Origin of the sequence: Streptomyces sp. SCSIO 75703, from assembly GCF_036607905.1 — a bacterium.
Lineage (GTDB): Bacteria > Actinomycetota > Actinomycetes > Streptomycetales > Streptomycetaceae > Streptomyces.
In genome coordinates this window covers 4,001,589-4,023,835 of sequence record NZ_CP144555.1, presented here as the reverse complement: position 1 = coordinate 4,023,835, position 22,247 = coordinate 4,001,589, and the positions used below count along the sequence as shown (strand labels likewise).

The window sequence follows — 22,247 nt, the reverse complement described above, 5'->3', positions numbered from 1 at the left end:
GGCCCTTGGCGATCCAATATGAGTAAGTCGTCGGCGCGGGGGACGCAGGAGACTCCAATGACAGACTCTGTACGCCAGCAACGGGGCCGGGAACTCACCAGCTCGCGATCCGTGGACGTCTTCGCCGAGCGGCTTTTCGACTATCTACCACGAGCAGATCAACGCCGGTGGGCGCACGCCTACCTCACGGCCCTGATAACCACCCAGGGCAAGAAGTCGATGCGGCGATTGGCCGAGTCCGTGTCCACCTCGCCCACGGCCTGGTACTCGTTACAGCAATTCATCAACAACAGTCCGTGGGAGTGGGAACCGGCGCGCGACGCGCTGACGCGGTGGGTCGAGGAACGCTCCTCCGTCCGCGCCTGGGCCCTCACCCCGGTCGTGCTGCCGAAGCGGGGCCGCCACTCCGTGGGCGTCCACCAGCGGTTCGTCGCCTCGGCCGGCCGCAGCCTCAACTGCCAGGTGGGAATCGCCCTCTTCCTCTCGTGCCCGGGCGCGAACTTCCCCGTGAACTGGCGGTTGTTCCTCCCCCGGCCGTGGGACCGCGACCCGGAGCTGCGGCGGCGTGCCCGCATCCCCGAGACGGCGTGCTTCCGGCCGCAGTGGAGACAGATGCTCGACCTGGTGGACCACGTGGCCGGCCGCTCCGCCTCACCGGGGGTGCCCGTCGTGGCCGACATGAGCGACGCGCCCGACCTCGCGGAGCTGACGTCCCGGCTGGACGGCACCCGACGGGACTTCGTCGTCGTCGTGCACTCCCGGTTCCTGGCGCCCGACAGGGGAGCACGGGAACGGTCCCCGGCCGCCGGCGCGCTCACCGGCGGGAGAGCGGGGCACGGCGTGCTGGTCGGCGGCCCCCCGGTGCCGGAGGCGCAGCGGACCTGGAGCCGGCACATCGCCGCCATGACGGGGGCGGACGGGCGGTTCCGGCAGGCCCAGATCCTCTCCGCCCTGACCTGGCAGCACAACGGCGGTGAGCGCCGGGCCTACCGGCTGCTGACCGAGCTGGACGCGGAGGGCGAGCCCACCTCCCGGGTGTGGCTCACCAACCTCGTCCACCACCGGCTGGACGAACTCCTCGAACTGACCCGGCTCTACATCAGTTCCACCATCACCGCCGACTGCCTGGACGGCAACTACGGGCTGCTGGACTTCGCCGGACGTTCGTTCCCCGCCTGGCACCACCACATGACCATGGTCTCGGCGGCCTACGCCCACATGCGCCTCGCCCACGCCGGGCACCCCGTCGAGCCGGTGCCCGTCCGGCGGCAGGGCACCCCGGCCCCGGCCGGAGCACCGCCGCCGTACGGCCGGCAGGTGGTGATTCAGCGCCCGACCACCGTCGAGCCGGCCTCCGCCACCGGTGCGGTGGCGCTGCCCAGGAGCCTCAGCGCCGCCTCCGACGGCGACCCGGGCTCCGCGGTGTAGGCGATGAGGCGCTGCCCCGAGGTGCCGGGGATGACGAGGTTCTCGAAGCTGAGGTCCATCGTGCCGACCAGCGGATGACGCAGGTGCTTGACGCCGGAGGTGCAGGTGCGCACCGGGTGCCGGGCCCATCGGGAGGCGAACCGGTCGCACTTCATGCTGAGCTGGCCGACCAGCTCGGCGAGGGCGCGGTCGTCGGGGTGCCGGCCGGCCACCAGGCGCAGGGAGGCCACCGCGAGCTGTGCCTCCTCGTTCCAGTTCGGGTACAGCTCCCGGTACTGCTCGTCGAGGAAGAGCATCCGGGTCAGGTTGGGCCGGGTGGCCGGGGTGTCGGGGCTCGTGGCGTCCAGGTGCCCGGCGAGCAGCGCGTGGCCGAGCCGGTTCCAGGCGAGGACGTCGTTGCGCCGGTCCAGGACGAGGGCCGGCACGTCGGCCATGGCCGACAGGAGCTGCCGGGCCGAGGCGCCGGCGTGCTCCACCCGGGGCGGCGCCGGCCGGAGCGCGGCGTGGGCGGGGCGGGCCAGGTCCTTGAGGTGGGCCGTCTCGTCGTCGGTCAGGCGCAGGGTGCGCGCGATCGCCTGGAGCACGCTGTCGGAGGCGCTGGTGACGCGGCCCTGTTCGAGGCGCGTGTAGTGGGTGATGCTGACCCCGGCGAGCATCGCCAGTTCCTCGCGGCGCAGTCCGGTGACGCGGCGGCGGGTCGGGGACGCGGTGATGCCGACGTCCTCGGGGCGCAGCGCGGCGCGGCGGGACTTGAGGAAGTCTCCCAGCTCGGACGGTGCGTCCATCAGTGCCTCCAGGTCGGCTGTGCGCGGCCGGCGGTGTCCACCGGCCTCCCATGATGCCCGCCGGTACCGGCGGGCGGGGCGCCAAGGGTGGTCCTGTGATGACTACCCTCGCGCTGGCTGTGCGCGACAGGGTTCTGGCTCGGGTCCCGGGCGCCGACGAGTCTCTTCCCCATGACCGCGCGCGGCGCGGCCCAGCCCGCGCCGCGCGGCTGGACACCATGAGGAAAGGGACCCCAGGTCATGTCTGTCACCGATGCGGAGAGGTCGGGCGCCGCCGCCGGCCCGGCTCCCGCCACGCTCACCCCCCGGCTGCGGCTGGTGCTGGTGCTGCTGCTCGCCGCCCAGTTCATGCTGGCCGTGGACTTCTCCATCCTGAACGTGGCGCTGCCGGTGATCGGCGAGGGCCTGGGCTTCTCCCTGTCCCACCTGCAGTGGATCGCCACCTCGTTCGCGCTGTGCGCGGCCGGCTTCACGCTGCTCTTCGGCCGGGTCGCCGACCTGTTCGGCCGGCGCCGGCTGTTCCTCGGCGGTCTCGTCGTGCTCGGCGTGGCCTCGCTGGTGGGCGGCCTGGCCCAGAACCCCGAGGTGCTGATCCTGGCCCGCGTCTTCCAGGGCCTGGCCACGGCCGCGGTGACCCCGGCCGGGCTGTCGCTGCTGACCACCTCCTTCCCCGAGGGGCCGCTGCGCGAGAAGGCGCTCGGCCTCAACGGGGCGCTGATGTCGGCCGGTTTCACGACCGGTGCCATCCTGGGCGGCCTCCTGACCGACCTGCTGTCGTGGCGCTGGGCGTTCTTCATCAACGTGCCCGTCGTCGTCGCGGTGCTGATCGTCGCGCCGACCGTCATCAAGGAGTCCCGTCCGGACGAGCGGCCGAAGCTGGACCTGCCCGGTGCCGTCAGCGTCACGCTGGGCCTGCTGGCCATCGTGTTCGGCCTCACCCAGGCCGGCGAGGCGGGCTGGGGCTCGCCGGAGGCGCTGCTGCCGCTGGCCGCGGGCGTGGTGCTGCTGCTCGTCTTCTACGCGGTCGAGCGCAAGGTGTCCGCGCCGCTGGTCCCGCTCAGCGTGCTCGGCAAGCGGTCGGTGGCCTGGGGCAACATCGCCGGCCTCATCGCGTTCCTCACCGAGACCTCCCTCGTCTTCCTGCTGACCCTCTACCTCCAGAAGGTGCTCGGCTTCTCCCCGCTCGCCGCCGGCCTCTCCTTCGGCGTGCTCGGCGTCGGCACGGTCGTCGGCGGTTCCGTCGCCCCGCGGGTCATCGGGAAGATCGGCAGCAAGCAGACGCTGATCACCGGCGGCATCCTGCAGACGGTGGCCACGGCGGCCCTGCTGGGCCTCGGCGACGACCGCTCCTGGATGTGGCTGCTGCTGATCGGCACCTTCGCCGGCGGGGTCGGCAACATGCTCGTCATCGTCGGCTTCATGGTCACCGCCACCTCCGGCCTCGCCGACCACGAGCAGGGCCTCGCCACCGGCCTCGCCACCATGACCCAGCAGATCGGCATCACCATGGGCACGCCGATCATGAGCGCCATCGCCACCGGCGCCATGGCCGGCGCCGGGGCCGCCGCCATGCTCGGCGGCCTCAAGGTCGCCATCGCCGTGAACGCCGCCATCGTGCTCCTCGGCACCCTCACCAGCGCCCTGTTCCTGCGCGGCGCCCGGTCGAGTGCGCGGTGACGAGGGGCGGCGGGAGCCGTCCGCCGACGGCCGGCGGCCCGCCGCCACGCACCCGGACGAGGCCGTCCGCTGGGAGCCCCGGTGGCTCGACGCCGGCACCCACCGGGTCCCGGTACGGGTCTACCGGCCCGGCCCCGACCCGTACGGCTGGCTGGTGTGGGCGCACGGCGGGTCCTGGCGCGCGGGGTCCGTGGAGTACTGGCACGAACCGGTCGCGGACCTCGCCCGCGCGTCGGGCTGCACGGTGGTCAGCACCGGGTACCGCCTGGCCCCGCGCCACCGGCACCCGGCGCAGATCGAGGACGTCCTGACCGCGCTCTCCTGGGCCGGGGACCGGGCACGGCCCGGCGAACCGCTCGCGGTCGGGGGCGACAGCGCGGGCGGCACCGTCGCCGCCTGCGCGGCCCTCGCCCGGCGGGACCGGGGCGAGCCGCTCGCCGCCCAGGTGCTGGCCTACCCGCCGCTCGACCCGGACTGCGCCGCCCCCTCGTACGGGCGCGGGCCGGGCGTCTTCCCCTCCGCCGAGGACCTGAGGCACGCCTGGCGGCAGTACCGGGGACGGGGCACGCCCCCCGCGGGCGACGGCGAACGGCTGCACAGCACACCGCTGGAGGCCGGCCGGCTGGACGGGCTGGCCCCGGCCGTCCTCGCCGTCGGGGACCTGGACCCGGTCCTCGACGACGTCACCGGGTACGCGCGGCGGCTGGAGGCAGCGGGCAACGACGTACGGCTGCGGGTCTTCCCGCACACCCCGCACGCCGCCTTCCTCGCCGCCGTCGGGTCCACCCCGCACCACCCTCCCCTGAGGCACTGGCTCGGCACGGCGCTGCGCGACCGGCTGAGGCCACGGAAGGAGACACCATGACCGCACCACAGGCACCGGACACCACGGGCCTCCCCCACATCGAGGCCCTGACCCGGCACTTCTCCGACCTGCGCGACGGCACCCACGGCGACGCCGGCGACACCGTGTCCCGGCTCGGCAAGGAGGGGCACTTCCACCGGGCCGTCGCCCTGCTCGACCCGTACGCCCGCCAGGTGCTCGAGGAGTTCGACCGCACCCTGTTCGGCGGCACCGGCGAGGTCGAGGCCAGCGGGGTCCGGCGCACCCAGGACGCCGGCCTCGGAGCCTCCTGGACCCTGTCCTGGCCCGAGCAGCGGACGAGCGGCATCGCGCCGATCACGCTGCTGGCCCACTTCGGGCGCGGCTTCCACCACCCGCACCTGCGGGGCGCGACCGTCCACGACTGGCCGCTGAACGTGTTCACGCCCGAACAGGCCGCGGCGGAGGTGCCCACACTGCGCGCGATCGCCACCGGGGACCTGCACAACCTGGTCTTCCAGCGTGACTACCGCATCGTGCCCGCCATCGTGCGGGCCGGGAACTGAGGAGGACGGGTGGCACCCTCCGCACCACGGCTGTCGGTCCTCGACCAGTCACCCGTCGGCACCGGTTTCTCCGCGGCGGACGCCCTGCACGCCTCGGTCGACCTGGCCCAGGCCGCCGAGGAGTGGGGACACGTCCGCTACTGGACCGCCGAGCACCACGGCTCGCCCGGCTTCGCGGGCAGCGCCCCCGAGATCCTCGCCTCGGTGCTGCTGGCCCGTACCGAGCGGATGCGGGTGGGAACGGGCGGCGTGCTGCTGCCCCTCTACCCCCCGGCGAAGGTGGCCGAGGTCTTCGGCGTCCTGGCCTCGCTCTTCCCCGGCCGCGTCGACCTGGGCCTCGGCCGCGCGGGCGGCCCCGCACACGACTATCCGCAGCGGGTGCGCGCGGTGCGCCGGCTCATGGACCTGGACGGCGACGGGCCGCCCGCCGGGGCCGGGGTGAACCCCGTCGCCACCGTGCGCCCCCGGATGTGGCTCCTCGGCGGGGGCGTCGGCTCCGCCTTCATGGCGGGCGAGCTGGGCACCGACTACGCCTTCGCGCACTTCCTCGTGCCCGGCCCGGCACGGGCGGCGCTCACCTCCTACCGCTCGGCGTACACCGAGCACACCGGACGCCCCGCGCCGGGCGGGGTCCTCGCGGTGCGCGTCGTGACCGCCGCGAGCGAGGAGCGGGCCGAGGCGCTGGCCCAGAGCGTCCTGCTGTGGCGCAGCCGCAAGGACCTCGGCGACGACCTCCCGCTGCCCACCCCGGCGGAAGCCCTCCGCCACGAGTGGACCGCCCTGGAGGCGGAACGCGCCGAGGTCCGCCGGGGCTCCCTGGTGTGGGGGACGCCGGAGCAGGTCCGCGAACGCCTGACGGAACTCGCCGCCCGGCACGGCGTCTGCGAACTCATGGTCAACACCCTGACCTGCGATCCGGCCGACCGCCTGGACTCCCACCGGCTGCTCGCCGAGGCGTTCGCCGCCCGGCCGCGGCCCGCCGCCGCGGGGAGGTGAACCGCGGGCGACCGGGAGGACCGGGAGCCGGGCCCCGGGCCCCGGCCGACGGACCCCGGCCCCGTCGGCGGGGGGCCGGGGTCCGTCACAGCGAGCGCAGCGGGGCCTGCCCGGCCGGCTCCGCGTCGGCGACGGCCGGGGCGGGCGTGTCCGGGGGCGCGGGGCGGACCTCGGCGCGGCCCACGCTGAGGCGGCGCATGGCGGGCATCTCCACGAAGCGGTAGAGCAGCCAGCCGCCCAGCAGCGAGGTACCGAAGAAGCCCACGATCAGCAGCACCGCGCCGGGCACCCCGTACGTGGCCCCGTCCAGCAGGGACCGCAGGTAGAAGATGGACACGCCCTGGACGAGGTAGAAGCCGAAGGAGACCTCGCCGAGCCACACCATCACCCGCCCGCGCAGCCGGGTGCGGCGCCCGGCGACGTCCGCCGCCGCCACCGCGGCGATCAGCGCGCCGATGGGGACGATCGTCGCGACGACGAACGTGTACGGGAAGGGCACCACGAACCCGGCCGCGTAACCCGCCGCGCACAGGACGAGGGACCAGCCGATGCCGATGCGGCGCGGCCAGCGGCCGGCGAGCACGATCCGCGCGAGCAGGATGCCCAGGACGAACTCGAAGAGGCGGCCGGGCGGGAACAGGTAGCCGAACCAGAACTGCAGGTCGGAGATGGGAGTGATCGCGGACTTCGGCGTGTCCGGTACCAGGTGCGTCGAGACGAGCTGGACCGCCACGGTCCCGGCGACCATCACCGCCGACCACGCCCACAGCGCCCCGTCGCGGATCTTCCGGACCGGCACGATCAGCAGCGGGAACAGCAGGTAGAAGAGCAACTCGCTGCCCAGGGACCAACTCGGCGGACTCACACTGAGGTTGATCTCGGGCTGCGGGAAGAAGGTGTGCACCAGCAGCATGTTCGGCAGCCACTGCCCGACCGAGGTGATCGTGGCGCCGGCGAAGAGGACCAGCGACACCGCGAAGACGACGAGGTGGTTGGGGAAGATCTTCGTCATGCGGCGGCGCCAGAACGCCCGCGCCGACTGCCCCGGCCGCGCCGACCAGGCGAGCACGAAGCCGGAGAGCACGAAGAAGAAGGACACCCCGATGTAGCCGGCGTTGAGCAGCGCCTTCTCGTAGGCCCCCGCGATGCCCGGGTCGGCGAAGGGGTTGATGGGATCGTTCGGCGGGATGGGCGAGTTGGAGAGCGAGGAGTGGAAGAAGAACACCGACAGCGCGGCGAAGAAGCGCAGGCCGGTGAGGGACGGCAGTTTGGACGTTCTGGGCGGAGTCATGACAGTCCTCTGGGCGACGGGACCGGGTGAACGGCGGCGGGGCCCCGCGCCCCGGGTCCGGGACGCGGAGCGCGGGGCGCGGGTCATCGGCCGGCGGTGCCGGTCTCGTTGCGGTGCAGGACGATCTTCGCGTCCTTCGCCACGTAGTAGTTCTGCACCGAGTACGCGATCGTCGCGAAGTCCAGCCGCCCGTCGCCGTTGAAGTCGCCGGTGGCGATCCGCGCCACGGACTCGTCGGACACCCGCCACTTGGCCCAGATGCCCTTGGCCGCGTCGACGGCCTTGTAGTACATGACGCCCTGCCAGGGCCACGGGCCGCGGAGCGCCACCAGGAACTCGTCGTCGCCGTCCCCGTCGAAGTCGGCGCAGACGATCTGGTGCCCGGGGCCCTCGCCGTTCTCGTTGGGGTCGCCGTACACGTCCAGCAGCGTCCGCTCCCAGCCTCCCCCGCCGGCCGGGCCGCCCTCGCGCTTGGTGTAGACGGCGACCGTGTTGCCGTGGAACGGCTCGATCGCCGCGACGTAGGCCATCGGGTCGTCGCCCAGCCGCCCGGCGTCGAGGTCACCGCTGCCCCGGAAACCGGTTTGCTCGAACTGGGTGAGTTCACCGGTGCCGACCAGTTCGCGCACCCACTCGCCGCGCCCGGTGTCGTAGTGGAGCCAGGTGACTCCCTCGTCGGAGGCGAGCAGGATCGAGTCCAGGTCCGAGCCGGGGATGAGGCCGCGCTTCTTCTCCGCACCGTGGATCATGCGGAAGTTGCTGTCGTCGATGACCGTCATCGGCCATTCCGTCGCCGTCAGCACGTCGTCGGGCTGGGTGAACAGCACGACGGGCAGCACCGCGTGCACGTCGGCCTCGGCGACGATCGGCAGGCCGATGATCTCCAGTCGCTCGGACTGCGTGAAGTGGCCGGCCCGCAGCCGGTGCATGCCGGTGGCGCGGCCGACGTAGTGCTTCGTCCAGCGCGAGGGGTCCTTGTCGGGCGAGCCCGGGTTCTCCAGCCAGGCGATCTTCCCGCCCTCGGGGTCGGGGTCGACGATGGTGCCGATCGGCCCGTACAGCTCGTAGCAGACGATGATGTCCGGCGAGCCGGTGCCGCTGACGTCGGCGAAGTCCGCGCCGACCGGCATGCGGAAGCCGTCGGCGACCAGGCGCCGGGTCCAGTCACCGTCGTTCTGGTACCAGTAGATCTCGCCGAGCCGCAGCCCGTAGCCGAACAGGTCGGGACGGCCGTCGCCGTCGATGTCCGGGGCCTCCAGCCAGTAGCCGTCCCGGAGTTGCTCGGCCACCGGTTCCGCGGTGAACTTCGGGGTCCGTATCTCGGTCATGTCGTGTCTCCACTCGACGGTCGCCGCGTGACGCGGTGGTACTCGATGGCCAGCCATACGCAGTCGGTGTCGGCGTAGTACTGGTGCCAGGGGTAGGTGAAGGAGCCGTCCGGCCCGAGGGAGCAGAACGGGTCCGCGGTGGTGTGGCCGGGACTCATGGGGATGTCCTGGTAGAGCGTGGCGTGGTCCTGGGCCGCGAACTTCTGCATCCGCCCCAGGCCGGCCACCTGGGTGTGGACCTCGACGAAGTCGTGCAGGCGGTGGATGAAGCAGTCGGTGCCCGCCGGGGCGAACCACAGGTTGGCCCGGACCTCGAACGGCTGCGGGGCGCCCGCCGTCGCCGTCTCCCGCAACAGGTGGGCCGGGTCGAACGCGACCTGTCCGACGGTGTCCTGCGGGCCCCGCCACAGAGGGGTCTTCCTGTCGAAGGGCAGGCCGCCCGTGGTGCCGGGGTCGTCGCCGATCGCCTCGCCCAGCAGTTCCCAGCCCGGCTCGGCGGTGATGCCGGCGAGGGTGCCGCCCGTCTCGTCGCGGACGTGGAGCACGATGAGCAGGCCGGCGGACCCGATCGTCGAGTCGACCACGATCGTCGAGGTCAGGGGCGGTATCGGGCGCCTGGGGGCCGCGTCGACGTACGCGTCGCGCGTCCCGCAGTTGACCACGATCGCCCGCCCGTCGACCCGGTACTCCGCGACGTCTTTCACGACGGTCGCGGTGACGTGGGGGCCGGTGAAGTTCATCGCGCGCACGCCCCGCGGGTGTCCCGCGGGTGCCGGCCGTTCGCCGGTCGTCGTCCCGTTCATGTCCGCGCGTACTCCGTCCTGCCGTCCGCCTCGCCGAGCGGGGTCCTGGGGACGAAGGGGTCCGCGGGTGGGCCGTCGCCGAAGAAGTGCGCGATCGCGTCGATCGTGCGCCGCGTGGCCCGCCCGTCGCCGTACGGGTTGGCGGCGGAGGCCATCCGCAGGTACGCCGCCTCGTCCCGCAGCAGGCGCACCGTGTGGCCGTACACGCCCTCGTACGCCGTGCCGACCAGACGGGCCGTGCCGGCCTCCACCGCTTCCGAACGCTCGGTGACGTTGCTGATCACCAGCGTCGGCTTGCCCAGGGCCGGGCCCTCCTCCTGGGCCCCGCTGGAGTCCGACAGGAGGATGTCGGCACGCCGCATGAGCCGGCAGAAGTTCAGGTACGGCAGCGGGTCGACGATCGTGATGTCCGGGTGGGCGCCGATGTGCGGCAGCATCGCCTGCCGCACCGACGGGTTGCGGTGCAGCGGCACGACCACCCGGGTGCCGGGCTCGTCGGCGATGTCGGCGAACGCCCTGGCGATCTCGGGCAGGTGCGGCCAGGCGTCCCGCCGGTGGGCGGAGGCCAGCACCACCCGCCGCGGATCGGCGTCCAGATCCGCCAGCGCCGGGTGACCGAAGTCGTCGGTCCTGCCGCCGGCCCACTGGAGGGCGTCGATGACCGTGTTGCCGGTCACCGCGATCGCCTCCTCGGCGATGCCCTCGGCCAGCAGGTTGGCCTTGTTGCCGGGGGTGGGGGCCAGGTGCAGCGCCGCGATCTGCGCGATCATGCGGCGGTTGCCCTCCTCGGGGAACGGTGACCCGAGGAATCCGCTGCGCAGGCCCGCCTCCACGTGGACGACGGGGATCTGGTGGTGGAAGCCGGCCAGGGCGCCGGCCATGGTGCTGGCGGTGTCGCCGTGCACCAGCACGGCCTCGGCCTTCAGGGTGCTGAGCTGCCCCTCCAGCTCGCGCAGCGCGCGGTACGTGGTCTGCGAGAGCGTCTGCTGGGGGACCATGACGCCCAGGTCGATGTCGGGGGTGAGGTCGAACGCCTTCATCGTCTCGTCCAGCATTTCCCGGTGCTGGCCGGTCGAGATGACGATCGGTTCGAAGCGGGGGTCGTCCCGCAGAGCGTGGATCACGGGGGCGAACTTGATGGCCTCCGGGCGGGTGCCCAGGACCACGGCAACGGGTCGCATCAGGTGTCTCCCGATCGAGATGTCACGTGGAGGGCCGGTCCGCCGTACGCGGGAACCGCGCTGTTCCCGCACACGGACCGGCGGCCGTCGGCTCCGGGGCGGTGCTAACGCCGGGGCGGCTCGACGGAGAGGGCGTGGCGGAAGTAGTTGCCCGGGTCCCAGCGCTTCTTGACCTGCTGGAGCCGGGGGTAGTTGCCCTTGTAGTAGAGGGTGTGCCAGGGAACGCCGGAACGGTTGTGCGCCGGGTCCGCCATGTCGGTGTCGCAGTAGTTGATGTAACAGCCGTCCGTACGGCCGCCGACGACCGGCACGCCCCGCGTCTCCGCGAAGAAGTCGGCGTACAGGCCGCGTATCCAGTCCAGGTGGAACGCGTCGTCCCGCTCGTCCGGCCAGAACGTCTGGAAGGTCATCTTGAACACGCAGTCGCGCTGCGCGTTGGCCGTCGCGTCCGGCGCCACCGCGTTGACCCGGCCGCCGAACGAGAACAGCACGAGCATCGTGTCCGGATTGGTGAAGTCCGGGCGGGTCATGTACCGGTACAGCGCCGAGATCTGGTGGTCGCTGAAGTTCTTCCGCATGTAGCCGGACTTGTGCGCGGCGCGCGACATGGGGTCCGTGATGGTGGGGTTGTTGGTCCCGACCATCCGGGTGGCGTTGAGCCACGGCATCTCACGCGGCTCGGCCAGGTCCGTCAGGTGGGGGATCTCCCCGTTGGCCTTGGTCATCGGCCTGGCCGTCAGTCCGGTACCGGCGGTGACGGCGGCGAAGTAGTCGTCGAGCAGCCTGCGCGCGCCGGGCACCGTCGCGTCGACCTGCGTGAACATGCCGAGGCTGCCGTGCGCCCTGGAACTGACGTTGAAGAGGCTGGACAGGTGCCGGTACGGGGAGTCGGGCGCGCTGTTGTTCTCGTGCCAGGCGCCGAAGTTCTTCAGCAGCCGCCGGAACTTCGCCTCGTCCAGGTCGGCCCAGGGCAGGTCGACGGCCTGGACCAGCACCTTGGAGGGCGGTGAGATCAACTGGTCCTCGGGCCGGCTGCCCCTGGCGTCGGGCGAGCGGAACCAGTAGCGGGTGATCAGGCCGAAGTTGCCGCCGCCCCCGCCGGTGTGCGCCCACCACAGGTCCCGGTTCGGGTCGTTCCGTTCCCGCGTGGCGACGGTGGTGCGGACCGTGCCCCTCTTGTCGACGGTGACGACCTCCACGGCGTAGAGGTGGTCGACGACGAGGCCGTGCGCCCGGGAGAGCAGCCCGTAGCCGCCGCCGGATATGTGGCCGCCCGCGCCGACGCTGTAGCAGATGCCCCCGGGGATGGTGACGCCCCAGCCCTTGTAGAGGGCTTCGTAGACGTTGAGCAGCCGCGCTCCGGGCTCGACGTAGAAGGCCCGCCTGGACGGGTCGTACCCGACGCCCGTCATCTCGGAGAAGTCCAGGATGACCTCGACCTCGGGGTTGCAGACGAGGTCGGCGAAGCAGTGGCCGCCGCTGCGCACCGAGATCCGCTTGCCGGCCCGGTGGGCGGTGCGCAGCGCCTTCTCGGCGTCGGCGGTGGAGCGGATCATCTTCACGTACTCGGGGGCGGCGACGTACCGCTGGTTGTTCCCGGTCGTCAGCAGCGGGTAGCGCGGGTCGTGGGGGCCGATGAGCGCGCCGGCCCCGGAGGGGGGCTTCCCGGCCGTCACGGGGACGGCTTCCGCGGGACCCGCCGCGGCGGTCGTCAGGCCCGCGGCGGCGGCGGTGGCGCCTCCGGCGAGGGCGGCGCTCCGGGCGAGGACGGAGCGCCGGTCCATGGGTGTTGTGGTCATGGGCACCTCAATCTTGTGGTCGGGCGGGGGGGTGTGTGGGGCTGCGTGGGGTGTGCGGGCTGTGTGGGGTGCGGTGCGTGGGGTGTATGGGGTGTATGGGGCGCGTGGGGTGTATGGGGTGTATGGGGTGCGTGGGGTGCGGGGTGGGGGCGGGTCGGCGGTCGGGGCGGGCGGGGCGGGGCCGGAAGGGGAGACGGGTACGGGGGGCCGGGGAAGCCGGGCAGTCCCGGGCGGTCCCGGGGGGTCCGGGGAAGGCCGGGCGGTCCCGGGGGCCCGGGGAAGGCCGGGCGGTCCCGGGCCCCGTCTCCTCAGATCTGGCGGAGTGCGCCGCCGTCGACGGCCCACTCCGCGCCGGTGACCTGGCCGGCCGACGGCGAGAGCAGGTACGCGATGACCCTGGCCACGTCGTCGGGGTGGCCGATCCGCCCGCTGGGCAGCCGGCGTTCCTCCCGGATGAAGTGGTCGACCGCGTCGTCGGGGGACATGCCGTACCGTTCGGCGAGCTGCTCGGCGAAGCCCCCGGGGGCGTCGAACAGCGCGGTCCGGGTCGGCCCCGGGGACACCACGTTGGAGCGCACCCCCTGGGGCGCGAACTCGGCCGAGAGGGACTTCGACACCGACAGGAGCGCGGTCTTGGCCGCCGCGTAGTCCAGCAGCGGCGCGTCGGGGAACCGGGCCGCCTCACTGGCGAGGTGCACGAGACTGCCCGTCCCCTGCTCCACGAGGAGGGGCAGGACGGCCCGTGTCATCCGGACGACCGCGTGCAGGTTGAGTTCGAACGTCTCCTTCCAGTCCGCGTCCGTGGTGTGCAGGAAACCCTTCCGGGAGAAGAGCCCGCCGGCGTTGTTCACCAGTCCGTCGACCCGCCCGTGGCGGGCGAGAGCGGCGTCCACGACGGCCCGTGCCGCATCCGGGTCGGTGACGTCCGCGGAAACGGAGGAGACGCGCTCGCCGATCCAGTCGATCGCCTTCGTGTTGCGGGCCACTCCGACGACGTGAGCCCCCTCGGCGGCCAGCAACCGCGCGGTCGCCTCGCCGATTCCCGCCGACGCCCCGGTGACGATGTAGACCTTTCCGGAGAGGTGCAGATCCAACGTTTTTCCCTTCTCGAATTCTCCGACTGATTTCCCGGCGGCCCCCCGACCGGGGAACGGCCACCGCTGATTTCCGGGCGGCCGGCCCCGGGCCTTTGAACTGCCACCGCTGATTACCTGGCACCCACGGACCGGGGAACGGCCACCGCCGATTCCCACGTTTCCGCGCACGGTGACGCGCACGAGTCCAGGCACGGCTCGCGCGGAAAAGCGCCTACGCGGCGCGAGAGCCCGCACCGGCCGACGCGCGGTGGGCGTTCGCCGCGACGAACCCGCCCAGCCACTCGCGGAACGCCGGCCCCAGATCGGCGCGGTCCCAGGCCAGCTCGACCACCGCGCGCAGGTAGTCACCCGGGTTGCCGGTGTCGTAGCGGCGCCCGGAGAACACCACCGCGTGCACCGGTCCGGACGCCCCGCCGCCGCACATCTCGCGCAGGGCGTCGGTGAGCTGGATCTCGCCGCCGCGGCCGGGTGCGGTGGTGCGGAGTATGCCGAAGACGCCCGGGTCGAGGACGTAACGGCCGAGCACGGCGTAGTTGCTCGGCGCCTCCCCGGGCGCGGGCTTCTCCACCAGGTCGCTCACGCGGACGACGCCGGGGTCGTCCGTGGGTTCCACGGCAGCGCACCCGTACCGGGAGATCTGCTCGGCGGGCACCTGCATGAGCGCCAGCACGCTGCCGCCGTACCTCGCGCGCACCGCGGCCATCCGGCCCAGCAGGTCGTCGCCGGCACCGATGAGGTCGTCGCCGAGCAGCACCCCGAAGGGGACGTCACCGACGTAGGACGCGGCCCGCAGCACAGCGTGACCGAGCCCGCGGGGGTCGCCCTGACGCAGGTAATGGATGTCGGCGGACGCGGCGGACGACTCCATCCGGGAGAGCTTGACGTCGTCGCCCTTTTCACGCAGCACGCTCTCGAGTTCGTAACTGCGGTCGAAATGGTCTTCCAGGGCCGACTTGTTGCGTCCGGTCACCATCAATATCTCGGAGAAGCCGGCCGCGATGGACTCCTCCACGACATACTGAATGGCGGGCCGGTCCACCACCGGCAGCATTTCCTTGGGAACGGCTTTTGTCGCGGGGAGAAAACGGGTACCAAGCCCGGCGGCAGGGATGACTGCCTTGGTTATCCGGCGGGTTGCGGTCATGCGCACAAGCTATCGATGAACGACTTGATCTGCGCAGATTTCGGGCGAAAAAATACCTACTTAGGCAGATCCCGCACAGTAAGTTGTTCACTAAACAGCTTTGGAGCCCCGTGAACTGGTGCTTCGACCCCGCCGGCCGGACGCGGCCCCGCGAACTTGCCAAAAACGCCGCCGCCCGCCCCGAGCAAGGCCACGCGGACCTCCGGAAGCCGAGGCCGCAGAGTTCGACGTGCATCCGCGTGAGCTCGGCCCTCTTCTCCGGGGGTATGTCGAAGGCTGGATTCCTGATGGCCCGATCACGCTCGTCGAGTGATCAAGCGCGTGCACCTCTGGGCCGAGGGATTCGGCTCGCCGGAATGCGAGCAAGACCACACAACCGGCTCTTCCATCCTCTAGTGTGGTGTGTACTTGCACCAGCCGGAGGTGTGCGCGGACTCCTGCGGCAGGAGGGACGGGACCCATGAGGACGTGGGATCATCTCGGCATGCCCCGGAGCAACAACGACCAACTGCCTGCGACATACGTCGCGTCAGGCGACTGGCCGTACGCCCAACTGTCCGGGGATGCTCCAGTCAGTGCGTATTACGGCCAGGCGTTTGCGCGCAACCTGACGCACACCATGGAAGCGTCCGAGATCGGCCTGCGGGCCTTGGGAGACCGAGCGGGTGTCTCCCACGCGACGATCAGTCGGCTGCTGCGCGGGATGGTCTTGCCGGACCTGGGAACCCTCGCCCGCCTTGAGGTCGCGTTGGGAGCTCGCTTGTGGCCTGGCCTGGAGGCGTGGACCGAGCGGGAGCGGCCCTGAGCATGGCGATCCGCGAAGACGTGCATATGTAATTGCCGCAGGTTCCCGCGGACCCGGCCACCGGCCGGAGGGCGACTCTCCGGAGGGTGACGTACGAGCTCGGCACGATCGACGAGAGCCGAACGGCGACTCGCATCTACCCGTGGTCGGCACGGCCCAGCTCGGTCACGTGCTATCTGACGGGCGCGGAATGGGACCTCGAGAAGGTCGACCGCACCGGCACGGTGGACGCCCGGTTCCGCACGAGCGCAGACGGCGATGTGCTCGACCACCTCGACTTGGAGTTCGACTTCATTCCGCTCGTACACGTGCCGAACACCGTGAGCAGCGTCGGCCACTTCGGCCAGTCCAGCCTGCTGGCGCTCGCCCCAGCTCCTTGACGACATCGCCTCCGTCGACACGGACAGCCAGCGGGCCTCCGCCACCACCGGCTCACCGATCATCGGCTTGTCCGGCGCCCGGCCCCCGTTGACCGCCGGACAGGTCAGACGCTACCGGTCCAGGTGGAGCCAGGCATAGTGTGGCCCCTCAGCGACGATGGCCGGCTGAGCACCGTGGACACCTTTACCCAGCTCGCGGAGTTACGGGCTTACGTGAAGACCCTGCGGGAGCAGCCCTCCGTCGTCTCCCGCCTCCCCGTCAGCGTCATCGGCACCGTCAGCCCGGCCGAAGTGCGGTCCGGCTACGCCCTACAGCTCACCTTTCGGGCTGTTGGAGGCGATGGTCAGGTCCATGCGCCTGGCACGGGAGGCCAAGTACCCGCTGCTGTTAAAGATGGTGCAGCGCCTCTACCAACTCGGTGGCGCACTACCCCCGGGCCCCCTCCCCTTCGGTGCCTTCCTCCCCACCGACCGAGCGGGCAATCTCGATCTCGGCACCCGGGGCGTGCAGGCCAAGGTCCTGTCCCTCGAGACCGGGATTCGCCACCTCCTCGAGGCAGGCTTCCCCGTCGAGGACGCCACGGCGGAAGCTGAGCGACTGCGTGGTCAGGTCGACAGCGCCGCCGAACAGAACGACCCCAGGTTTCCAGTCCCCAACCGGGGATAGACGGGGGCGATGTAACGCTCCGCCAGCAGCAGGCGATTATAAGAATGGAACCGCAGATGCGGTATGGTTCCTATAAGATCAGTTCCCCACCCCGGAGGTTGCATGGCAGTCCTTCCCCTCGCCGCGCCCGACAACCACGACTGTCACGCGCGGCTTGCCGCCCTCGGCACCAAGCTGGAGTACCTGTACGAGGCGCTGCGCGCCGGCGAGGAAGCTCGTCGCACCGCGACCCTCAACCACCCGGCCAACACGGCGGGCACTCGGGCGTACGAAGAGCACGTCCGGATCCTTCGCGAGATGCACATCCGGCACGAGGGCTGGAAGCGACTCCGCCACGACTACCTTGAGCTCGTCTGCTCGCCGGACGGAGCCGTCGCCATCGGCGTCATGCCCGGCGACACGGCGACGGGCGACCCTCTTCTACTTCCCCGCAACGCCCGCCGCCGCGGCGGATCGACGGCGCGGGCAGCCGAGGAGAACGCCTTCCAGCAGATGGAGCTCTTCTCCGGTCCCCGCCCTCGCAACGAGATCGTTCTCAGCAAGGATGAGGCCCAGCGCCTGCAGGTGTGGTTCCTCGTCTGGTACCGCCATCAGGTGGGCGACAAGGTGTTCTTTCCCTGCGAGCTGTCCCTGCCTGGGGACGTAACGGACGGGTACGTCACGCGGTGGGAGCAGCGGATCCTTCTCCCGGCGTTTCAGATGGACGGAATCGAACGTCCGGACGATGATGGGGATGGCGAGATCAACATCGCCATCGATTTCCGCTAATCAACCGTCCGGGTGCGGCGCTCTTGGCGGGAGTGCCGCACCCCGCACCACCCAACCCGCGAGGCAGTCGACGACCATGGTGACCCCATCCCGCATCACGCTGGCCCGGAGACGCCGGGGGCTCACCCTCGCCGAGCTTTCCCGAACAACGGGCCTGTCGTTGCAGAGCCTGTCGAACTACGAGACGGGCCGGACCGCTCCTCGCTCCACCACCGTGCGCCGTCTCGCCGAGGCGCTCGGGTTCCCGGAAGGCTTCTTCAGCGGTCGCGAGATCGACGAGTTGCCTGCCGAAGGGATCTCCTGGCGGGCACGCACCAAGACGCCACCCCGCACACTCGACGCCGCCCGAGCGGCCGGCACCCTGGCAGCCCGCCTCTACGACTGGATCGACGAGCAGTTCCGCCTACCTGAACCAGACCTCCCCTCGCTGACGAAGCCTGACGCCGAGACCGCGGCCGAGATGGTCCGTAGCCGATGGGGCCTGGGGAACGCCGCCGCGCCCAACATGGTTCACCTCCTCGAGGCCCACGGCGTCCGCGTCTTCTCCCTTCCCGCGGACTCCCTCGAGGTGGACGCCTTCGCCGTCTGGCGGGGCACCATCCCGTTCGTCTTCCTCAACACCATGAAGTCCGTCGAACGAGGCCGTTTCGACGCCGCCCACGAGCTCGGCCACCTAGTGATGCACGGCAGCGACGACAGACACTGCAGCGGCCCCGACGCCGAGCGCCAGGCCAACAGCTTTGCCAGCGCATTCCTCATGCCCGCCGCCAGCGTCCTCGGCCACATGCCGGCCGGCGCCCGAGTCGACCAGGTCCTCGAGGCGAAGTCGATCTGGAAGGTGTCGGCCATGGCCCTCACCTATCGGCTGCACGACCTCAACCTCCTCACCGACTGGCAGTACCGCTCCGTCTGCGCCGAACTCAGCTCCCGCGGCTACCGCACCGGAGAACCGAACGGTCTGAAGCAACGCGAGACCTCACAGGTCCTCACCAAGGTCTTCCGGGCCCTGCGGACCAAGGGCATCCGGCCCGCCGACGTCGCCGCCGAACTCGACATCACCGTCGAGGAGATGAACTCCATGCTGTTCGGCCTCACCCTCACCACCGTCGAGAGCGGCGGCAGCACGACCAAGACCGAGGAACGGCAGCGGCCGGCACTGCGGCTGGTCACCAGCTGACCGTGGCTTCCGAGGGTGCCGACAGCGCCATGACGCGTTAGTAGCTGTTGTCGTTCCGATCTTGAGGGGTGGCCGTCGAACGGGAGTCTCGATCGGGTGATCGCGGCTGGCTACGGGCATGGGAACAGGGCCTCTTGGTAGCTCGGGGTTGCGAAGCCGACCGAGATCCAGGAGACCCTGTTGCCGCAGTTGTACGTGCTCGCGCCGGTGGAGTTCAACTCGGCTGCTCCGTCGTGTGATTGTGTCGCTCACCGGTTCGGGAATGCGGCCGATCACCCGGAACGTGTTCGGCGGTATCCCTCGGACATGACGGACGCGGAGTGGGAGGTGGTCCGGCCGCTGCTGCCGGTGCCGGGCTGGCTGCGGGGCCGGGGCGGGCAGCCGGAGGCGTACTGCCACCGGGCGATGCTGGACGCGGTGCGCTACCTGGTGGACAACGGGATCAAGTGGCGGGCGATGCCGGCCGGCTTCCCGCCGTGGGACCGGGTCTATGCGTTCTTCCGCCGCTGGCGCGACCACGTGCTGGTCAAGGAGTTCCACGACCGTCTGCGCGGCCGGGTCCGCCAGGAGGCGGGGCGGGATGCGGAGCCGACGGCCGGGGTGATCGACTCGCAGTCGGTCAAGGCGGACGCCGTGGTCGGCGCCGACAGCCGCGGCTTCGATGGCGGGAAGTTGATCAACGGGCGCAAGCGGCACGTCGTGGTCGACACTCTCGGCCTGCTGCTGGGTGTGATGGTCACGAGCGCGGACATCGGTGACCGTGCTGCCGCGAAGGTGCTGCTCGCCCAGGTGGCCGGCGCCCACCACCGGCTGGAGCTCGTCTGGGCCGACGGCGGCTACACCGGCAGCCTCGTCGAGCACTGCCTGGCCGTGCTCGCCCTGGTCCTGGCGATCGTCAGACGCAGCGACGACACGCGCGGCTTCGTGGTGCTGCCCAAGCGGTGGATCGTCGAGCGGCTCTTCGCCCACCTGATGCGAAGCCGCCGCCTGGTGCGCGATTTCGAACGCCGCACCAGCAGCGCCGAGGCGATGGTCTACTGGTCGATGACCATGGTCATGACCCGCCGTCTTGCCCGCTCACGCCCCGCGTGAGCGTGAACCGGCCCGGCGCAGGCTCGGTCAGCCAGCCCCGCGCGACCAGGCGTTTCGCCTTCGACCGCAGTGCCTCCACCTTGGCCGGCACCAGGTCCATACCGAACCCGGAGGCCATCTCCTGGCAGGTCAGCGGGCCCTGACCGAGACGGACCCGATCTGCAAGCGCGGTCAGGATGCGCTGATAGTCCGCCGACAATGCCGTCCAGGCCAACCCCTCGCGCCACACCGGAACCTGCGACTTCGCCTTCGCCGCCACGAGCGGTGATGCCCGCACCTCGACTTCCGCTCCGGCACCGCCCGGCTCAGACAGCACCGCACCGACACGCTCGCGGGCGATCGTCCACTCCAGCCGCTCCTGCTCGGCCGCCGCGAGCTCGGCCTGGATCCGGTCGGCCTCCTCACGCAGCCCATCCACACGACGACGGGCGGCAAGCTCGTGCTGTTCCAGTAGTCCGACAACCGACGGCATCCGCGACCTCCACGGGAGCGACGAAACGACGATCCATCACTCCCACACGGATGCCACTCCTATCCCTGACCAGCGAAAACGCAGTCATCAGACTCGGAAAGACAACAGCCTCTGAGGCCTCGATACATCTGCGGGTCATACCGCTTGCTGAACGCCAGTTGCCGGACCGCGGCACCGCCCATGACGCACCGATCACCCTCTCGAGCACCCATCGACGCCGCATATGCCGTCATAAGGGACCAGAGCCTGAGAGAAGCATAGATCTTCACCCCTCTGCTCCAGTAGCATCACCGTCGGGCGGGGGCTGCACTATCAATCTACTGGACCAGCAGGCGAGCACTCCCGAACCCAGGGTGTACGCCTGCTCGATGCCTCTGGCTCCGGGACAGCCGCGCGCATCTGACGCGTCCGGAGCGGGGAGGCAGGGCTGATACCAGGCATGACCTACGACATCGCGCCGCCTGCGCCGGTCGGAATGGTGGCTTCCCTCAGCGCACTGGGGTACTCGCTCCCGGACGCCTTGGCGGACTTGGTCGACAACAGCGTGTCAGCCAGGGCCAGGAACATCGACATCGAGTTCACGTGGGCCGGTCCGGAGTCCTGGATGGCGGTCGTGGACGACGGATGCGGCATGGCCGAGACGTCCCTCGTCACCGCGATGACAGTCGCAGCGCGTGGTCCTGCGGCCAACAGATCCTCCTCAGACCTCGGGCGTTATGGAGTCGGACTCAAGTCCGCCTCCTTCTCCCAGTGCCGTCTGGTCACGGTGTGCACGGCCACTGACGGTGTCTGGCTCACTCGAACCTGGGACCTCGACGTCGTCGAGAGGACCGGCGAATGGCGACTGTTGCACACGCCGGCTCCTGACACGTCGGAGATCCTCGGCCGGATCACCAAGGGCCAGAGTCACGGCACCGTGGTCTTGTGGCAGAGACTCTCCGGCTACCAAGACGCGACTGCGGGCGACAGGCGGATGCAACAGCAGTTCTACGACGAGACCGAGAAGGTGAAGACCCACCTCGGTCTCGTCTTCGCCCGCTTCCTCACTGGCGCATCCGCCCTCACGCTTCGAGTGTCCGGCTGCCATGTCACTCCCTGGGACCCGTTCCTCTCGTCACACCCGTCAGTACGGCGCCTGCCGCCCGAGCCACTGCCGCTGGAAGGCCGAACAGTCCTGGTGGAGCCGTTCGTGCTGCCAGACCCTCAACGCCTGGCGGAGTCCGCGTACGCGACTGCCGGCGGCCCTCAGGGCTGGCTGAGACACCAGGGCTTCTATGTCTACCGGCGAAACCGCCTCATTCTCTCCGGGAGCTGGCTCGGACTGCGCGGACTCCGCCGTGAAGAGCGCTACAACCTTGCCCGCGTCGCCATCAACATCCCGGCCGAGATGGACGCCGAGTGGCGCGTCGATGTACGGAAAGCCACCGTGGTCGCCCCGGTGGCTCTACGTCGACACCTCACACGGGTCGCTCACATGGTCCGAAGAGAGGCCGCCGAGACGGTACGGCATCGCGGACGGATCGCGGCACGCCAGCACAGCGGACCGCTGTCGTTCCCCTGGAGCGTGCGCAGGGACGGCGGAAAGGTCAGCTGCAAGATCAACCGACGACATCCACTCGTGCAGGCAGTTCTCCAGGACGGCGAATCGGACCCGGCCCGTGTCCGGGCGTTGCTTCGCCTTCTGGAGGAGACGGTGCCCGTTCCCGCGCTGCGAGTCCTGCATGAGACGGACACGGCAGACGATCCCGAGCCTTTCGGCGGCCCGGGTCCCGCCGACCACCACGCGATCGAAGTGGCACAGCAGATGTTCAAGGTCTTCCTGTCTCAGGGAAAATCCGCCGAGGAGGCGAGATACCTGATCAGAACGACCCAGCCGTTCGACCAGCTGGACGGGTTCTGGAACAGCTGACCCCTGGCTGCGCCATCACCCACTCCTCACTCTCGCCACACTGACAGACCAGAAAGCCT

Annotated in this window: 21 protein-coding genes; 12 read left to right on the top strand and 9 right to left on the bottom strand. The window is 70.9% G+C overall.

Annotated elements, in window-relative coordinates; translation table 11 throughout:
• The first annotated feature begins 57 nt into the window (after positions 1 to 57).
• Positions 58 to 1,428 (top strand): transposase, encoded by a 1,371-nt coding sequence (locus VM636_RS17710; RefSeq protein ID WP_234312809.1) that lies wholly within the window; start codon positions 58 to 60, stop codon positions 1,426 to 1,428.
• Here VM636_RS17710 and VM636_RS17705 read toward each other — a convergent pair.
• Positions 1,326 to 2,213 carry a helix-turn-helix transcriptional regulator gene (locus tag VM636_RS17705; RefSeq protein ID WP_030422931.1) on the bottom strand — a complete coding sequence of 296 codons (888 nt, stop codon included), beginning with the start codon at positions 2,211 to 2,213 and terminating at the stop codon, positions 1,326 to 1,328. The two genes, VM636_RS17710 and VM636_RS17705, sit on opposite strands and share 103 nt — an antisense overlap.
• 240 nt (positions 2,214 to 2,453) lie before the next feature.
• Between VM636_RS17705 and VM636_RS17700 the strand changes: the two genes are divergently transcribed.
• From VM636_RS17700 to VM636_RS17685, 4 genes are read left to right on the top strand one after another with little or no spacing between them, the layout of a single operon-like run.
• Positions 2,454 to 3,890 (top strand): MFS transporter, encoded by a 1,437-nt coding sequence (locus VM636_RS17700; RefSeq protein WP_030422932.1) that lies wholly within the window; start codon positions 2,454 to 2,456, stop codon positions 3,888 to 3,890.
• The gene (locus VM636_RS17695; RefSeq protein WP_078856247.1) at positions 3,880 to 4,755 is read left to right on the top strand and encodes an alpha/beta hydrolase; all 876 of its coding nucleotides are present in this window, start codon (positions 3,880 to 3,882) and stop codon (positions 4,753 to 4,755) included. Before VM636_RS17700 ends, VM636_RS17695 begins: the two co-directional genes overlap by 11 nt.
• Positions 4,752 to 5,279, top strand: coding sequence for a hypothetical protein (locus VM636_RS17690; RefSeq protein WP_030422934.1), 528 nt, complete (start codon positions 4,752 to 4,754; stop codon positions 5,277 to 5,279). The genes VM636_RS17695 and VM636_RS17690 overlap by 4 nt, the downstream gene beginning before the upstream one ends.
• Positions 5,280 to 5,288: 9 nt before the next feature.
• Positions 5,289 to 6,275, top strand: coding sequence for an MsnO8 family LLM class oxidoreductase (locus VM636_RS17685; RefSeq protein WP_037859715.1), 987 nt, complete (start codon positions 5,289 to 5,291; stop codon positions 6,273 to 6,275).
• Positions 6,276 to 6,360: 85 nt separating this feature from the next.
• On the opposite strand, the gene VM636_RS17680 is transcribed toward VM636_RS17685, so the two are convergent.
• The 7 genes from VM636_RS17680 to VM636_RS17650 form a co-directional block, all read right to left on the bottom strand.
• Positions 6,361 to 7,566 (bottom strand): acyltransferase, encoded by a 1,206-nt coding sequence (locus tag VM636_RS17680; protein WP_051821562.1) that lies wholly within the window; start codon positions 7,564 to 7,566, stop codon positions 6,361 to 6,363.
• Positions 7,567 to 7,649: 83 nt separating this feature from the next.
• Positions 7,650 to 8,894: a VCBS repeat-containing protein gene (locus tag VM636_RS17675; RefSeq protein WP_030422937.1), complete on the bottom strand. Its 1,245-nt coding sequence runs from the start codon at positions 8,892 to 8,894 to the stop codon at positions 7,650 to 7,652.
• Positions 8,891 to 9,697 carry a hypothetical protein gene (locus tag VM636_RS17670; protein WP_234312811.1) on the bottom strand — a complete coding sequence of 269 codons (807 nt, stop codon included), beginning with the start codon at positions 9,695 to 9,697 and terminating at the stop codon, positions 8,891 to 8,893. Before VM636_RS17670 ends, VM636_RS17675 begins: the two co-directional genes overlap by 4 nt.
• Complete coding sequence (gene wecB, locus VM636_RS17665) at positions 9,694 to 10,878, bottom strand: UDP-N-acetylglucosamine 2-epimerase (non-hydrolyzing) (protein WP_030422939.1); 1,185 nt, start codon at positions 10,876 to 10,878, stop codon at positions 9,694 to 9,696. The genes VM636_RS17670 and wecB overlap by 4 nt, the downstream gene beginning before the upstream one ends.
• 104 nt (positions 10,879 to 10,982) lie before the next feature.
• Positions 10,983 to 12,677, bottom strand: a complete 1,695-nt coding sequence (locus VM636_RS17660; protein WP_078962844.1) for an FAD-binding oxidoreductase — start codon at positions 12,675 to 12,677, stop codon at positions 10,983 to 10,985.
• A 308-nt stretch (positions 12,678 to 12,985) separates the two neighbouring features.
• Positions 12,986 to 13,771: an SDR family oxidoreductase gene (locus VM636_RS17655; protein WP_030419376.1), complete on the bottom strand. Its 786-nt coding sequence runs from the start codon at positions 13,769 to 13,771 to the stop codon at positions 12,986 to 12,988.
• A gap of 214 nt (positions 13,772 to 13,985) precedes the next feature.
• A complete protein-coding gene (locus VM636_RS17650) occupies positions 13,986 to 14,918 on the bottom strand; it encodes a UTP--glucose-1-phosphate uridylyltransferase (RefSeq protein ID WP_053914721.1) in 933 nt (310 codons plus the stop codon).
• Between the two features lie 484 nt (positions 14,919 to 15,402).
• Between VM636_RS17650 and VM636_RS17645 the strand changes: the two genes are divergently transcribed.
• The 6 genes from VM636_RS17645 to VM636_RS17620 all read left to right on the top strand — a co-directional run bounded on the left by VM636_RS17645 (position 15,403) and on the right by VM636_RS17620 (position 19,807).
• Positions 15,403 to 15,723, top strand: a complete 321-nt coding sequence (locus tag VM636_RS17645) for a helix-turn-helix transcriptional regulator (RefSeq protein ID WP_053914722.1) — start codon at positions 15,403 to 15,405, stop codon at positions 15,721 to 15,723.
• A gap of 86 nt (positions 15,724 to 15,809) precedes the next feature.
• Complete coding sequence (locus VM636_RS17640; RefSeq protein ID WP_053914704.1) at positions 15,810 to 16,103, top strand: hypothetical protein; 294 nt, start codon at positions 15,810 to 15,812, stop codon at positions 16,101 to 16,103.
• A 352-nt stretch (positions 16,104 to 16,455) separates the two neighbouring features.
• Positions 16,456 to 16,770 (top strand): hypothetical protein, encoded by a 315-nt coding sequence (locus VM636_RS17635; RefSeq protein WP_159042150.1) that lies wholly within the window; start codon positions 16,456 to 16,458, stop codon positions 16,768 to 16,770.
• Positions 16,771 to 16,872: 102 nt separating this feature from the next.
• Positions 16,873 to 17,538 carry a hypothetical protein gene (locus VM636_RS17630; RefSeq protein ID WP_053914706.1) on the top strand — a complete coding sequence of 222 codons (666 nt, stop codon included), beginning with the start codon at positions 16,873 to 16,875 and terminating at the stop codon, positions 17,536 to 17,538.
• Between the two features lie 76 nt (positions 17,539 to 17,614).
• Positions 17,615 to 18,715, top strand: coding sequence for an XRE family transcriptional regulator (locus VM636_RS17625; RefSeq protein WP_053914707.1), 1,101 nt, complete (start codon positions 17,615 to 17,617; stop codon positions 18,713 to 18,715).
• A 306-nt stretch (positions 18,716 to 19,021) separates the two neighbouring features.
• On the top strand, positions 19,022 to 19,807 hold the full coding sequence (locus VM636_RS17620; RefSeq protein ID WP_078962845.1) for an IS5 family transposase: 786 nt from the start codon (positions 19,022 to 19,024) through the stop codon (positions 19,805 to 19,807).
• Here the strand turns inward: VM636_RS17620 and VM636_RS17615 are convergent.
• Positions 19,770 to 20,279 carry a hypothetical protein gene (locus VM636_RS17615; RefSeq protein WP_053914708.1) on the bottom strand — a complete coding sequence of 170 codons (510 nt, stop codon included), beginning with the start codon at positions 20,277 to 20,279 and terminating at the stop codon, positions 19,770 to 19,772. The two genes, VM636_RS17620 and VM636_RS17615, sit on opposite strands and share 38 nt — an antisense overlap.
• A 439-nt stretch (positions 20,280 to 20,718) precedes the next feature.
• Between VM636_RS17615 and VM636_RS17610 the strand changes: the two genes are divergently transcribed.
• Positions 20,719 to 22,188 carry an ATP-binding protein gene (locus VM636_RS17610; protein ID WP_053914709.1) on the top strand — a complete coding sequence of 490 codons (1,470 nt, stop codon included), beginning with the start codon at positions 20,719 to 20,721 and terminating at the stop codon, positions 22,186 to 22,188.
• The last annotated feature ends 59 nt before the right edge of the window (positions 22,189 to 22,247 follow it).

Bases quoted from the DNA above. Each gene is read 5' to 3' on its own strand.
- VM636_RS17710 (WP_234312809.1), top strand. From the start codon at position 58: ATGACAGACTCTGTACGCCAGCAACGGGGCCGGGAACTCACCAGCTCG.
- VM636_RS17705 (WP_030422931.1), bottom strand. From the start codon at position 2,213: ATGGACGCACCGTCCGAGCTGGGAGACTTCCTCAAGTCCCGCCGCGCC.
- VM636_RS17700 (WP_030422932.1), top strand. From the start codon at position 2,454: ATGTCTGTCACCGATGCGGAGAGGTCGGGCGCCGCCGCCGGCCCGGCT.
- VM636_RS17690 (WP_030422934.1), top strand. From the start codon at position 4,752: ATGACCGCACCACAGGCACCGGACACCACGGGCCTCCCCCACATCGAG.
- VM636_RS17680 (WP_051821562.1), bottom strand. From the start codon at position 7,566: ATGACTCCGCCCAGAACGTCCAAACTGCCGTCCCTCACCGGCCTGCGC.
- VM636_RS17675 (WP_030422937.1), bottom strand. From the start codon at position 8,894: ATGACCGAGATACGGACCCCGAAGTTCACCGCGGAACCGGTGGCCGAG.
- VM636_RS17670 (WP_234312811.1), bottom strand. From the start codon at position 9,697: ATGAACGGGACGACGACCGGCGAACGGCCGGCACCCGCGGGACACCCG.
- wecB (WP_030422939.1), bottom strand. From the start codon at position 10,878: ATGCGACCCGTTGCCGTGGTCCTGGGCACCCGCCCGGAGGCCATCAAG.
- VM636_RS17660 (WP_078962844.1), bottom strand. From the start codon at position 12,677: ATGACCACAACACCCATGGACCGGCGCTCCGTCCTCGCCCGGAGCGCC.
- VM636_RS17650 (WP_053914721.1), bottom strand. From the start codon at position 14,918: ATGACCGCAACCCGCCGGATAACCAAGGCAGTCATCCCTGCCGCCGGG.
- VM636_RS17645 (WP_053914722.1), top strand. From the start codon at position 15,403: ATGCCCCGGAGCAACAACGACCAACTGCCTGCGACATACGTCGCGTCA.
- VM636_RS17635 (WP_159042150.1), top strand. From the start codon at position 16,456: ATGCGCCTGGCACGGGAGGCCAAGTACCCGCTGCTGTTAAAGATGGTG.
- VM636_RS17630 (WP_053914706.1), top strand. From the start codon at position 16,873: ATGGCAGTCCTTCCCCTCGCCGCGCCCGACAACCACGACTGTCACGCG.
- VM636_RS17625 (WP_053914707.1), top strand. From the start codon at position 17,615: ATGGTGACCCCATCCCGCATCACGCTGGCCCGGAGACGCCGGGGGCTC.
- VM636_RS17620 (WP_078962845.1), top strand. From the start codon at position 19,022: ATGACGGACGCGGAGTGGGAGGTGGTCCGGCCGCTGCTGCCGGTGCCG.
- VM636_RS17615 (WP_053914708.1), bottom strand. From the start codon at position 20,279: ATGCCGTCGGTTGTCGGACTACTGGAACAGCACGAGCTTGCCGCCCGT.
- VM636_RS17610 (WP_053914709.1), top strand. From the start codon at position 20,719: ATGACCTACGACATCGCGCCGCCTGCGCCGGTCGGAATGGTGGCTTCC.